A 14,624-nucleotide genomic window follows, 5' to 3' on the forward strand; every position below is an offset into this window, starting at 1 on the left:
ATTAACCATTGAATCTGCTAAATGTAAGTACATTAGTACATTGGAAGAAAAACTCTTCTATATCATTTTAACGTTTTTTAATGGTTTGTCATAGCAGATTATCAATTAAACTTAAAAAATTCGGAAATCTTTTTATACATTCCGCCTGATTGTTTCTCAAAATAACCGAAGAATACTTTTTATCGCACATGGAGACATTTGATCAAATTATAAGTTGGCTTGTAGATATCATCTGGAATTGGCCGGAGACTTTTCCGGCGATGGTGGCAATACTGCTTGCCTTTGGATTATTTATTACCCTCAGGCTTGGTTTTATTCAAATCCGAAAGTTTAGTCACGGATTAAAAGTTGTAACGGGCTTTTATGACGATCCGGAAGACGAGGGAGACATCAACCACTTTCAAGCTTTGACAACAGCTCTCTCCGCAACTGTTGGTATCGGTAATATTGCGGGTGTGGCATTAGCTATTCACTACGGTGGACCCGGTGCACTTTTTTGGATGTGGGTTACTGCAGTTTTTGGGATGGCTATAAAATATACCGAGGTTACCCTTGCCCAGGAATATCGCGGCACTAATCCCGATGGCAGTGTTTCCGGCGGCCCCATGTATTATATTGAAAAAGGCTTAGGAGATAACTGGAAATGGTTAGCAGTAGCATTCGCTATTTCAGCAGCTATTTGTGCATTCCTTACTGGTAATGCGGTACAAGCAAATACCGTTGCCGATGTTATGAAAACAGATTTTCAAATTCCCGTTTGGATTACCGGGCTTGTTACCGCGAGTTTAGTTGCAGCTGTAGTTCTTGGTGGTATTAAACGGATTGGTAAAGTAACCTCCCGCCTTGTCCCTTTTATGGGAATTCTCTATGTGTTGGGAGCTTTGGTAATTTTGCTGATCAACTATCAGGATGTCATTCCAGCATTAACAGCTATTGTAAGCAACGCCTTTAATCCACAAGCCGGCGCGCTGGGAGTTGGCTCGGGAGCCATCATCTTTACATTAAGCTATGGAGTACAGCGTGGATTATTCTCGAACGAAGCCGGCCAGGGTTCTGCCCCTATCGCCCACTCTGCTGCTAAAACTGACCAACCCGTCCGCGAAGGTGTTGTTGCACTCCTTGAACCTTTTATTGATACTCTCGTCATTTGTACGATGACAGGATTGGTTATTATTTCTACCGGCGCTTGGGATATGCAGCACAAGTCTTCTATTGATCCCACTGCTGATATCGTAACGTATACCTATTCCGCTGAGGCCATAGATGGAGATCAAGCAGATGGAGCACCCGTTATTTACTTCGAAGACGGGCTGCCCACCAATGGTGAAATGACCCACTACGAAGCCCCGGTCGATACCATGTATACCGATGAATCCTATGCAACACCTTTCAATGGCCGTATTACACTTACTCCACAATCAAATGGCGATGGATATCGTGGCGTAACGGTGTACACCAATAACGATCAACAATTATCGAGCCTTTATGGAGGTGTTGTCCAAAACGGAGCACCGCTCACAGCTGCAGCCTTTGAACGCGGACTCGCTCCGCTTATTCCGGGCGGTGGTTATCTCGTAACTTTCGCGGTATTACTGTTTGCTATTTCAACATCTATCAGTTGGAGTTACTATGGCGATCGTGCGGCACAATATCTCTTCGGATTTGAGTCCATTTTCTGGTATCGATTGGCCTTTGTGGGCATGCACTTTTTTGGTGCCGTCGTCACACTAACGACCATCTGGGCGTTTGGTGATGTGATGCTTGGCCTAATGGCATTCTTCAATATTATTGCGTTGTTTGCACTATCTGGTGTAGCGTATAGAATTACCAAGAAGTACTTCGAAAATCCGGACGTATAACCCAAACTGTTATGTCTGATTTCAAGAACGTAACACTCGTAAAGCATCCCGTAGTTAACCGCGACTTAACGATTCTGCGGGATGTAAATACGAACATTTCCGAATTTAGGGCAGCCATCAAACGTATAGCCATGATTCTGGCATATCATGCTTTGAAGGAACTGCCCCAAAAAACATTCGAAGTCGAAACCCCTATCAAAAAGACAACAGGCTACGATATTGATCAGGGCGTTATGGTTGTCCCTATTCTCCGTGCCGGACTTAGTCTTTCTGATGCTTTGCTTCAATTTATTCCCGACGCGCGGGTCGGCCATCTTGGGATGGAGCGAGACGAGACAACACACCAACCCGTCGACTATTACTCTAACATCCCTGACGGCGTCGAAAATGATATGGTGCTGGTTGTCGATCCCATGCTGGCAACGGGTGGCAGTGCCCATGATGCACTCTCCTTTTTAGAGGATCAGGGCGCACAACATCTGCGTTTTGTATCGTTAATATGTGCACCGGAAGGCTTACAAAAACTGGAGCAAGAACATCCCCAGGTACATACCATTACAGCTGCCATTGACAGTCACTTAAATGATGACGCCTTTATTGTACCGGGGTTAGGTGATGCGGGTGACCGATATTTTGGAACAACATAAATCACTTTTCCTTTTTGTCATTACACTTGGCCTTGTCTTAGGATTGGCTTCCTGTGGAGAACTTTCTGAACAGGAGTCCCAAAAGGTTGATGAAGCTCTCCGCGATTCTCTTACCTCCTCTACCGAAACCTGGGATGTTGATATGGAAATTATGGAAGACGGGCTTAAAAAAGTACGCCTTTGGGGATCATATGCAGCTACTTTTACGGATGGTGATCGTAATGAAACTAAAATAAAAGGTCCTGTCACCATCCACGTATTTGATTCTGTAGGAACTACCAAGACAAAAGTTTTTTCTAATCGCGCGGTTTATAAACCGGACGATGCTGTCTTTGAACTTTTTGGAAATGTTGAAGTTGAAACACGCGACAACCGGTATCTAAATTCAGAATATTTGGAATGGAATCAATCCGATAACACCATCAATACGCCAAAATTCGTTATTATAAAAACACCCAGCGACAGTATTGCCGGTACCGGTTTCAAGGGTGATACCGACTTAGTCGACTACACCATCAAAGAACCTAAGGGCCGCGTAATTGTAGATTAAATGACTAATATCAAAGTACATAAAAAGAGTGCCCAGCAAACCTTTCTGCAATTCTTTCTTCTGATCTCTATTCTGTGGGGACTGCCTCAACTAACCGCTGCACAAAACCTCGTCGATATTTTAGAAGCGGATCAAATTCAGGGGGGACAATTCAAAGGTGATCGGGTTCAAAAAATATTGGGCAATGTACATCTGCAGACTCAAAATATGGAAATGTACTGTGATAGCGCCTACCAGTTTGTGAATAAGGATGAGATTCGAGCCTATGGTAACATTCAGATCAATACTGAAACGGAAAAAATTTGGGCAGACTCTCTCACTTACTACACAAATGTTGATTTTAGTCAGCTGCGTGGAAGAGTTGTTATTGAAGCTGACAGCACTACCCTCTTTGGGAATAGCGTAGACTACCGATTTAGTACCCGGGTAGCCAATTTTTTGGACGAAATTCGCCTGGAAGATCAGCGTGGAACTCTTGTGGCTGATTCAGGATTCTATTACCGCGAAGCCGACAGTGCTAAATTTTATGGAAACGTTCAGCTTGCCGATTCTCTGCAATACTTAGAAGGCGACTCATTGTTCAGTAATAGAAACTCGGAATACTATGAGCTGTATGGAGATATTTTTGGAGATGATCATGAAAACGATTCAATGATCCAAGGTGAATACCTCGAAGCTGATTCCACCGGACGGCGACTATTAGAGGGCAATGCATGGCTCCAAAGTTTTGAACAGGATACTTCCGACACAACCCAAGCTGATACGACCCATATCAGAGCCCATACCATTTTATCACTCGAAGACCGGACACCAGTTGATACCACCGGCATTATTTTTGGATACGATAGCGTTCGAATTTGGTCTCCCACCTTTGCATCGGTTTCTGACACCTCAAAATACACCGATAGTACCGAAACCTTTGAACTTTGGTCCAATGCTAAATCCTGGCATGAAGACGTGCAGCTTACCGGACCCTATATTGAAGCCCAAATTGTAAATGGAGATATCGATAGCCTAAAATCGTATCCCCGGCCGTTTTCGGTGCAGCAAGACACTGCCCTTGACCGGCTAAATCAAATCACAGGTGATACCCTGCATGCTGATTTCAAAGACGGGCAGCTTTGGGAGATCTATGTTTTTGGCAATTCAAAATTGCTGCGATTCACTAAAAATGAACAAGATCAACCCGATGGAGCCGTAGATCTGACAGCTCCTAATATTCGTATCTTTTTTAGGGATGGACAACTCCATCGAATGAAGGCTATGGGGCCCGTTGATGGATCATATCTACCAGAAAGTGACAAAACAGCCAATCGAAGACTGGATGGATTTAGTTGGAATCCAGAGCTCCGGCCCCAACGTCCCCAAACTGACATGGAGCGTCGCTTCCCTCCAATCCCCAAAAAACTTTTCTTTGAACTCCCGCGCCAATATATTCGACACCTCAAAGAAAATCACCCAACCAGCAAGTGGCTGGAATAATTTTTTAGAAGCATAAACATAGGATATCTCAAAGAGTATCCTATGTTTAATAACTTAAGCCTCTTGCACCTGCATTGTTTCTTCCATCACACGCTGCTGGATATCATACGGTACTTGATCGTAATGCGAAAAGGAACGACTATATCGAGCACTACCCTGCGTCATCGATTTGAGTCGGGTGGCATAGTGATCAAGCTCTTCCAATGGCACCTGGGCTTTGATTTTCTGTATAGATCCCTCCGAATCCATACCCAGAATCTGTCCACGACGAGTACTGATATCACTCATCACATCACCCATGAAATTAGCGGGAACGGTCACCTCTATCGTATAGATAGGCTCCATCAACTTGGGATTCGCTTTCAAAAATCCATCCTTGAAAGCCATGAGCGCGGCCGTACGAAATGCAGCATCATTGGAATCGACTGAGTGCATATCCCCATCATAAACCGAGATACGAAGATCCCGAACCCGGCAATTGCTGAGCGGCCCGGCCTCCATCTTTTCCATGATACCTTTGAGAATAGCCGGCATAAAACGATTATCAATAACACCACCTACAATGCAGTTCCTGAAGATTAGTTTTCCACCCCATTCCAGATCAATCTCTTGCACATCACGTACTTTCAGATCACTGTGTTCCTCCATATTTTCCGTAAGTGGCTCTATTAACATTGAAACGGCCCCATATTGTCCCGCTCCGCCCGACTGTTTTTTGTGCTTATATTCCGTACGTACAGCTTTGGTGATGGTCTCGCGATAAGGAATCCGTGGCTGGACAAACTCCAGCTCCAAGTTAAACCGTGTTTCCAAGGCGTACTTAATTACTGCCAAGTGTTCTTCGCCTTGTCCATGCACAATAACCTGCTTTAGTTCCTGGCTATGCTCAATTTGCATGGAAGGGTCTTCGCGCTGGAGCTGATGCAAGGCATTACCTAACTTATCTTCCTCACCATCATGTTTAAGCCTAATCGCTGTGCGAATGATAGGTTCGGGGAAATGAATAGGTTCAATTTTAATATCTCGATCCTTACTATGAAGCGTATCATTTACCCCGGTATTTTTAAGCTTAACAGCCGCAGCTAAATCTCCAGTGGGAATTTGTGGTACCTCCTCCCGCTTGTGCCCATTAATGCCATAAAGTCCCGACAATCGTACGCCACTACCCGTACTTTCATTAATTAAATCGAGACCCGCTGTAGCTGTACCTCCATACATTTTAAAAAAGAGCATATCTCCCACATGCGACTCGGAACTGTTTTTCCAGATAAACATCAGCGGTTCACCGTTAGGATTGAGTTCCACCGGTTCACCACCCACCGTTTTAGGCGGATTTGCTTCTAATGGATTTGGCGCCACGTTTCCGAGAAATCCCATAACCCGACCAGTACCCATATTCCGTTTGGCGCAGCAGCAAAAAAGTGGAAAGATATCCCGGTTCAATAACGACTGCTGTAATCCTTCGCGCATCTGACTCTCCGTAAGCTCCCCCTGCTCCAGGTACAAATCCAGTAGTGTTTCGTCATTTTCCGCCACCGCCTCAACCAGCTGATTGTGCAACAGATCTGCCTGCGCTTTATGAGAATCTGGAATCGGTAACTTATCAGGCTTGCCGCCCTTTTCAGGAAACTCGTACATCGTCATTTTCAGCACATCAATAATAGCATGGAAATCTTCGCCCTCGCTGTATGGATACTGAACAACCACTACACCACGACCAAAATGTTCCTTAGCGGAATCCACCGCATTTTGGAAATCCGCATATTCATTATCTGGTTTGTTGACGATAAATAGTGACGGAATATTATACTTTTCGGTGTATTTCCAATGTAATTCCGTACCAACCTCAACGCCATATTCCCCATTGAGGGCAAAAATAGCTGTATCTGCCACCCGCAGTGCTCCGGCTACCTCACCGATATAATCTGCCGTACCGGGTGTATCAATAAGATTAATTTTGCTGCCTCTCCAATCGAAATGCAACAAGCTCGAAAAAACCGATTTCCCTTTTTCACGTTCAATGTCATGGTAATCCGACGACGTATTTTTCTGCTCAACTGAACCACGCCTCTTTTTACTTCCCGACTCAAATAACATCGTCTCGGCCAGGGTTGTTTTCCCGGAACCGGAATGTCCCAATAGTACAATATTTCTGATCTTTGATGGCTTATACACATTCATAGGCTACCTCCGTTTTAAAAGATGTGGATATGGAAGCGGAGTTGCTCATAGACGCAAAAATAACACAAACCACGAATGGAAAGAGAGAAAGGCTGCTATGGATGTGGGTTGTGCCCATTTTGCCTCCGCTAATAGATATTGTTTTGGTAAGTAAGGCAAAAAAAGATTTGAACTCAATACTTTGTTGTAAATTTGGTAACATTAGCACCGAATATAATCCCACATAAAATTGTGCTGCATGAAAGACATTTTGCTTATCCAGACCGGCGGGACGATTGCCATGGATATCAGCGAAGACCAAAAACCCACTCTGAATTCCGAGAAATGGACACAGCTGATGTATCAGGCCATCCCCGAACTCGAAGAAATTGCTAATATCACCGCGGAGCGGCTCTTTTTCGAAGACAGCTCAGACATCCACAAAAAACATTGGGCAACACTGGCCAAATTTATTGAAGACAGCTATGAGGATTATGATGGGTTTGTAATTCTACATGGTACCGATACCATGGCATATACCGGGTCAGCCCTGTCTTTTTCGCTGCAGGGGTTAAACAAGCCCATTATTCTAACCGGTAGCCAAGTGCCAATGAGTAATATCCGCAGCGATGCGCGCCGGAATCTTGTCAATGCTATTGAGATGGCCACCCTGCCCCTGCCCGAAGTTGCAATCTGCTTCAACGATTTTGTGTACCGTGGCAACCGGGCGACGAAAATGAGTATTGGTGATTTTGATGCTTTTGCCTCTCCCAATTATCCTCCACTGGCCGAAATTGGATTAAATATCAAACTGCGCGATCACATTCTTCCCGCATCAAATTCGCTGTCGGTAGCTACCAACTTTTCGGATAAAGTTTTCCTCTTAAAAATATATCCAAACCTAAATCCCGAGTTTTTACAGCAAATTAATTTTGATGATACCCGTGCCTTAATTGTCGAAGCCTTTGGAAGCGGCAATTTTCCCATTCACGGCCGACAAAACCTGCTTCCATTCTTCGAACAGTGCCTCGAAAATGATATTTTGCTTATTATCACCTCGCAAGCAGCCTACGATGCGGTGGATCTAAGCAATTACGAAAGTGGCCGAAAAGCTATGGAGCTTGGTGCCCTTAGCGCCCGTGATATGACAACCGAAGCAACGCTCACAAAAATAATGTATCTTTTTGCCAAGCATGACGATACTGATACCATAATCAAACAATTTAATGCCAACATCGTTGGTGAAATGACCGAATAATTATGTTTTTTGTTTTTGATGTCGAGACTGTCCCCGATTTTGAATTTGTTCGCCAGGTGATTGACGATCCCTTAGAGGATGAAGATGAGTTACTTATCCAGGCCAGTGAAGATTTGGCTCGGAATTCTTCCGGCTTTTTGCCTCCCATGTATCACCGCATGATTTCGTGGGTGGGATTGTGGATCGAAAACAACGGTGTACCCAAACAGAAAGTGGGCTGGAATGGCACTGATGAAAAAGAAGGACTTGAAGAACTTTTTGACGCCCTAAGTACTTATAAAGATTTTGGATTGGTCCACCATAACGGGCGCGGATTTGATCTGCCATTGCTTACCTATCGTGCACTCAAATATGGCCTTCAAATGCCAAAACGCCTAAACCATTACGAAATCAAATATCGCTACAGTGACGACAATGTTGATCTACTGGATGAATTCAGTAACTATGGAGCAAGCTCATGGCCAAAACTCAAGCATTTAGGCTATCTTATTGACATCCCTTTTAAGCAAACCGGCGAAGGCAACGAAGTACTCAAAATGTTTCGCGAGGATAAGCTGGACGAAATTGAGCATTACTGCTATGAAGATGTAATGGCTACCTATGTCGTATGGCTTCATCTAAAATATACCGTCGGCGATATTACTAAGGAGCTCTTTGATAATCTCAACGATCGTGCCATGAATAAGCTAAAGGATATTCAGGGGATTGAGAAGTAAAAAATACTATTGGTACTGTTCAATGTGTCTTTAAATCCAATAGGGTGGAGATAGAGGTAATTTAAATTACTACATTCTAAAACTAACCACCTCATGTTAATGTACAAACCATCAAAAGAGGCTATTTCAATATCTGAAAATGACCATAAACGTTCTGATAAAGTTTGCGACTTTATAAAAACATATAAAGGTAATTCAATAGCCAAAGGAACTATCCCTAAAATAATTATTCAATATTGGGACAATCCAAAGCAAATTCCTAAAGATGTAAACAAATGTGTTAAGACGTGGGATAAACTTGATTCAAAAGACTATAAGCATTTGTTATTCAATGATTATAGTGCACGAAAACTTATTGCCAATAAGTTTAACCAACGTCATGTTAAAGCCTATGATCACTGTTATCATCCTGCTATGAAAAGTGATTATTTCCGTCTTTGCTTCATTCACTCATATGGTGGATGCTATATTGATACGGATGATGCTTATTGTGGAACAAATATTGAGCATCTTTTCAATGATGCACGTTTAAAGTTACAACCTCTTTGTTACGATGTTTCAACCAATAGCATGGTTGACCCAAACAAGTTTACCAAACCAAAACAATATTCTACAAACTGGATTTTCTATTTCAACAACAATCCAATAATTGCTCCTCCCAAAAATCCCATAATCCAATATGCGTTAAAAAGAGCAACTGATATTTTGCTTAAACCTAACCATGATAACCTACCTGATATCCAGTCGACAACTGGACCAGGTAATCTAACTGCAAGCGTTGTTGCCCAGATGACTACTAGTAATTCCTATGAAGTTGAAACGCATTTCAGGGTGCTAACAAATTGGGCAAACTATATTGATACTATCTGGTCACTTAGATATAGGAACGACAATAGAAATTGGCGACTATCAAATAAAAAAAACTTTTATAGAGAGTAATAACTAAAATTCGGCAATTATATATAATGAACTTATCAAAATCACCAGGCAAGATATTCAATTTTCTATATCGATGGTTTTTAAGGGGAAGATGGTTAATGGGCAAAAAGAAATGTAAAACATTCGGTAAAATGAATGGTGATAATTCACAAAAAAGAATTGAACAAATCTATGTAATTAACTTAGATCGACAACCGCAACGTTGGAAACAAACTATCCAAGAACTATCAAATATTCTTGATTCAAATGACAAACCATTAAGTGATCTTACAACTCGTATTTCAGCTATCGATGCCAGCCAGTTTGATAAATCTATGGATATTGATGTAGTTAATCGAACCTATACACTTGGTGATCAACTATTTGTGGAACCCCGCCAAACATTGCCTTCCCAATTGGACCTTGACAAGCAAATCGAAATGACAGAACAAGAAATTGCTGTTGCACAATCTCATATTAAGACTTGGAGGAAAATTGCTAACGGAAACGACAAATATGCCTTAGTCCTTGAAGATGATGTTGGAATTCGTCTCAATTTCGCAAATTATGTTGATCAGATATGGCAACAAATTTGCTCATATCAAGATAAATCTTCCTTATTCGATATTCTCTATTTATCTTATAAAGAGGTAGAAAATGGCGCAGAGAAGCACCCAATAACAAAGGATGTTTTCAAACTCTTCCGAGGCCTATGGTTTCTATCTGGTTATGTAATATCAAAAAAGGGGGCGAAAAAATTACTGGACTTCCTCCCAATTTGTGGACCTGTCGATCTTTGGATCAACCATAAGTTTAATGAGATTACTGCTTTGACTGCCTCAGAATCTGTAATTTTTCAACGTATGGACCAAAACTCGGAAAATTCCTATTCTGTTCTACCTGCCCTTTCAGAAATTGGTGTTCTCAACAATGAAGCGCCCAGTTTATTTCAAGCACCATCTTTGGTAAAACCTATATTCGCCATAGGTACCAAAAACTCAGGACTGACCTCACTCTCGATGGCTTTATCTATGTTAGGATATAGGTGTTGCAGCGATCTTGACGATTTACCTAATGAGGAAAAAAACAAGCTAATATCGAAGGGTAAGCCACGAATATTTGATGCTTATGTAAACATCGGGTTCGTAGAAAAATATCTTAGTAAACTTTCAAAACTTTATCCAGAAGCCAAATTAATTATAGCAATTGACAGTGGTTCGAATATAGACATTTCAAAATATATTGACGGATGGTCAGAACGTTTCTTAGTCTTGCCTTCTACTGAACAAAGAAAATGGAAATTACTATGTGAGTTTCTAGGTACTGTCCCACCAGCATCTCCTTACCCATCATTACCAGAGAAAGGAAAACGCATGATCTCTCAACATAATAGAAAGAGATCAAAAAAGAATTCCTCTGTGCAAAAGCTTAAGTCTGACTCCTTACCTTGGATAGTTTCATCAAAAAATGGATGGAACGGTATCCCCTTAAATACAGAATTGAAAAGCTCATTTGCTACTAGCAAAAATAGTATTAGAATTTCTAGTAATTTTGACCAATTAGATAAGTCTACATGGTTTCTTCGAGAGGATACCTTTCCTGGAAACTTAGCCTTATTTAAACCATCTAACATCTACTTGAATAATGATGCCCCCACAGAAATTTATGTTAGACAAGAAAATATGAAGGTTAGAAACTACAGTTCAGGAGCTCTTACGACTCATACGGAATTTCTATTTGGTCGTTTTGAGGCCATTCTTAAACCACCTAAAACAACTGGTCTTATCACTGGCTTGTTTTTGCATCGCAACTCTCCAAGACAAGAAGTTGATATAGAATTTCTTGGTAAATATCCGCAAAAATTATTACTAAATGTCTTTTATAACCCAGGTGATGAGGGAGCGCGATTCGATTATGGATATAGAGGAACACCAATTTTAGTAAACTTAGGATTTGATGTAACTAATGACTTTCATTCTTATGCTATCGAATGGGAACCAGATGAATTAAGATGGTTTGTTGATGATCAACTCATTCACAGACGTGTTAATTGGAATCCAACACCAATACCTCACCTTCCAATGAAATTTCATGTAAACCATTGGCCCTCAAAGTCACGTGAATTAGCAGGCAAGTTATCAAATAAATCTCTTCCTTCATCTACGTTATTAAAGTCAGTTGAATTAGCTACTTCTCAAATGAACTGCTAAAAAAAACTATTCAGGCTAAAGTTTCTATTGGAATAACTATATCTTCGTCCCGTCTTCGATGACTTCTCCTTTGGGAATAATGACAATGCCATCGACGACATGATAATTGGCGTATTCTCCATCATCAAGATGATCTCCTCCTGCAATACGGACATCATTACCAATCTTTACATCCTTATCTATAATAGCATTGCTAATAAAGCAGCGCTGCCCAATACCCATTGGGGGATTTTTATCGTCACTTTCCATAATCTCTTCCTGGGATTGGAAATAATCATTTCCCATCACAATTGAATTTTCTATGGTCGTTCCCTTGCCGATACGTGACCGAATTCCGATCACCGATCGTTCTACCCTGCTTGCTTCAATAATACATCCCTCGGCCAACACAGAATGATCGAACGTTGTACCTGATAATTTAGACGCCGGCAGCATACGAGCGTGTGTATAAATAAAATCTTCATTATCAAAAAGGTTAAAACTGGGTAGATCATCTGTAAGTGCCAGATTCGCCTCAAAGAATGACTTAATCGTTCCAATATCAGTCCAGTAACCGTCAAACTCATAACTCTGAACTTTATAATCTTCTTTTATAGCCTCAGGAATAATTTCTTTTCCAAAATCCGTTGCATCCTCATATTCATCAAATAATTCATTTAAAATCTCTTTTTTGAAGATATAGATACCCATGGAAGCCAAGTATACGCGATCATCTTTTTTAAACTGCTCAGGCGTATCAGATTTCCATTGATCCAAATCATCATAATCGGGTTTCTCTACAAACCGTTGAATAAAGCCCTCTTTATTGGTCTGCATAATACCAAAGCCCGTTGCATCTTCGGCCACTACCGGTATGGTTCCAATAGTAATATCAGCCTCATTATCCTCGTGACGTTTCATCATCTTTCGGTAGTCCATTTGGTAGAGTTGGTCACCAGAAAGAATAAGTACATGTTCGTGAGAATGGTTTTCCATATGATGAACGGACTGCCGTACAGCATCGGCAGTACCCTGGTACCAGTTTTTGCTATCAGGCGTTTGTTCGGCTGCCAAAATATCTACAAACCCGCGACTAAAAACATCAAAATTGTAGGAGTTTTTGATGTGCCGATTTAACGAAGCTGAATTAAACTGCGTAAGAACATAGATACGACGAACCCCGGAATTAATACAGTTTGAGATAGGGATATCAACCAACCGGTACTTCCCTGCTACTGGCACCGCAGGCTTCGATCGTAGCTTCGTTAACGGAAATAAACGTGTACCCTGTCCTCCACCTAAAATAACCGCAATTACTTTTCTACGCATACTTATAATTTTCTTTTAATACTATTGTTCAATCAGCTCGTCATACATTGTAATATACTTTTTAGCCGAGGCATTCCAAGAAAAATCGAGATTCATGATTCGCTTTCGAATGCCCGCCATCGTACGACCGTCTTGAAACAAATCAATCGCTCGCTGCACGGCCTCCCGGGCTGGTGATAATGCAAAATCATTGAATGTAATTCCATACCCGCCATCAAGGGCAATATCTTTCACAGTATCTTTCAACCCGCCAATATTACGAACAACAGGCACCGTTCCGTACCGCATACAGTACATTTGATTCAACCCACAGGGCTCTACCCGTGATGGCATAATCATAAAATCACTGCCGGCATAAATCTGATGCGCTAAAGATTCATTGTAATCCAGCGTGGCATCAAAATATCCTACAAAGCGATTATTCATAGCTTCAAACTGGTGATGTAGCTCCCGATCCCCCGTTCCCAATACCACAAAATTTACCGACTGCTCCGACTCTAAAAATGTCTGAAACAAATCGGGCAGTAAGTCAGCTCCTTTTTCATGTACTAACCGTCCAATGAATGAAATGGTCGGATACTGCGGATCTAATCCAAACTGCTCGCAAAGTACTTTTTTATTTTTACGCTTGCCCTCCGCCATTTTCCGTTTGTCATAAGAATGAGCAATCATGGAATCTGTTTTGGGATTCCAAACTTCCGTATCAATCCCATTGATGATACCGCGCGATTTCTGCTGCTCATTCTGAAAAAGCCATTCAAGTCCATTACTGTTATAAGACAGCTCTTTCATATACGATTTCGAAACGGTGGTAATTTGCCAGCAGGTTTTAAGCCCCGCCGCCAAACAATTTAGCTGCCCATCCCAATCCAGCAATCCAAAATTACGTTCATCAAATTGTGGCAATTTATGTGATTTTTCATGACTGTATGATCCATGATACTCAGCGTTATGTACCGTCAGGGCAGTAGGAATATGCTTTAAATCCATATAACGATAACACTGTGTCATCATAAACGGTACTAAACCGGTATGATGATCGTGACAATGAATGATATCGGGCTTCTCCTCCATCCCGTTCATCCAGTCTAACACCGCAATCTGAAAGCTGGCAAAACGCTCAAAATCATCCCAGTAACTGCTACCCGTTTCCGCATCAGTATAGATGCCCGGACGATCAAACCGGCCGGGAATATCCACCACATAGAGTGGAAATCCAAGGATACCATCCACCTCGCGCTGTATAGTAAACTCAAACTGCCAATCGCCCAAAGGTGCCGTCCCCTTAAGCACCGTTTCAAAGGTGTGCTCAGCAATCCATTCATTGGCATATTTGGGCATTACCACTGATGCCTGACCGATTTTTTTATGCAGATATTTGGGCAGTGCCCCTACGACATCTGCAAGCCCGCCCACCTTGGCAACGGGATAACATTCGGCACTTAAATGAAAAACGTTCATTAATTTAGTCAGTTAAAATGGTGATAGCTGTTTGCAGAACAATATGTTATCGCTT

At 41.8% G+C, this 14,624-nt stretch carries 11 protein-coding genes; 8 read left to right on the plus strand and 3 right to left on the minus strand.

Annotated elements, in window-relative coordinates; genetic code table 11:
- Positions 1 to 188: 188 nt before the first annotated feature.
- Genes AAFH98_RS13360 through AAFH98_RS13375 form a run of 4 tightly spaced genes read left to right on the plus strand, consistent with a single transcriptional unit; the run spans position 189 to position 4,538 of the window.
- Complete coding sequence (locus tag AAFH98_RS13360) at positions 189 to 1,859, plus strand: alanine/glycine:cation symporter family protein (protein ID WP_342523254.1); 1,671 nt, start codon at positions 189 to 191, stop codon at positions 1,857 to 1,859.
- 11 nt (positions 1,860 to 1,870) lie between these two features.
- Positions 1,871 to 2,506, plus strand: coding sequence for a uracil phosphoribosyltransferase (gene upp, locus AAFH98_RS13365; protein ID WP_342523255.1), 636 nt, complete (start codon positions 1,871 to 1,873; stop codon positions 2,504 to 2,506).
- Positions 2,493 to 3,056: an LPS export ABC transporter periplasmic protein LptC gene (gene lptC / locus AAFH98_RS13370; protein ID WP_342523256.1), complete on the plus strand. Its 564-nt coding sequence runs from the start codon at positions 2,493 to 2,495 to the stop codon at positions 3,054 to 3,056. Before upp ends, lptC begins: the two co-directional genes overlap by 14 nt.
- Positions 3,057 to 4,538, plus strand: a complete 1,482-nt coding sequence (locus AAFH98_RS13375) for an OstA-like protein (RefSeq protein ID WP_342523257.1) — start codon at positions 3,057 to 3,059, stop codon at positions 4,536 to 4,538.
- Positions 4,539 to 4,592: 54 nt separating this feature from the next.
- Here AAFH98_RS13375 and AAFH98_RS13380 read toward each other — a convergent pair whose 3' ends face one another.
- Complete coding sequence (locus AAFH98_RS13380; protein WP_342523259.1) at positions 4,593 to 6,719, minus strand: elongation factor G; 2,127 nt, start codon at positions 6,717 to 6,719, stop codon at positions 4,593 to 4,595.
- Between the two features lie 238 nt (positions 6,720 to 6,957).
- On the opposite strand from AAFH98_RS13380, the gene AAFH98_RS13385 reads away from it, so the two are divergent.
- The 4 genes from AAFH98_RS13385 (at position 6,958) to AAFH98_RS13400 (ending at position 11,800) form a co-directional block, all read left to right on the plus strand.
- Positions 6,958 to 7,956 (plus strand): asparaginase, encoded by a 999-nt coding sequence (locus AAFH98_RS13385; protein WP_342523261.1) that lies wholly within the window; start codon positions 6,958 to 6,960, stop codon positions 7,954 to 7,956.
- 2 nt (positions 7,957 to 7,958) lie between these two features.
- Positions 7,959 to 8,672: a ribonuclease H-like domain-containing protein gene (locus AAFH98_RS13390; RefSeq protein WP_342523262.1), complete on the plus strand. Its 714-nt coding sequence runs from the start codon at positions 7,959 to 7,961 to the stop codon at positions 8,670 to 8,672.
- A 99-nt stretch (positions 8,673 to 8,771) separates the two neighbouring features.
- A complete protein-coding gene (locus tag AAFH98_RS13395; protein WP_342523263.1) occupies positions 8,772 to 9,611 on the plus strand; it encodes a glycosyltransferase family 32 protein in 840 nt (279 codons plus the stop codon).
- 98 nt (positions 9,612 to 9,709) lie between these two features.
- Positions 9,710 to 11,800 (plus strand): family 16 glycosylhydrolase, encoded by a 2,091-nt coding sequence (locus AAFH98_RS13400; protein WP_342523264.1) that lies wholly within the window; start codon positions 9,710 to 9,712, stop codon positions 11,798 to 11,800.
- 36 nt (positions 11,801 to 11,836) lie between these two features.
- On the opposite strand, the gene AAFH98_RS13405 is transcribed toward AAFH98_RS13400, so the two are convergent.
- Positions 11,837 to 13,108, minus strand: a complete 1,272-nt coding sequence (locus AAFH98_RS13405; RefSeq protein ID WP_342523265.1) for a glucose-1-phosphate adenylyltransferase — start codon at positions 13,106 to 13,108, stop codon at positions 11,837 to 11,839.
- 21 nt (positions 13,109 to 13,129) lie between these two features.
- A complete protein-coding gene (locus tag AAFH98_RS13410) occupies positions 13,130 to 14,569 on the minus strand; it encodes a glycogen synthase (protein WP_342523267.1) in 1,440 nt (479 codons plus the stop codon).
- Positions 14,570 to 14,624: the final 55 nt, after the last annotated feature.

The organism is Fodinibius sp. Rm-B-1B1-1 (assembly GCF_038594945.1).
Taxonomy (GTDB): domain Bacteria; phylum Bacteroidota; class Rhodothermia; order Balneolales; family Balneolaceae; genus Fodinibius; species Fodinibius alkaliphilus.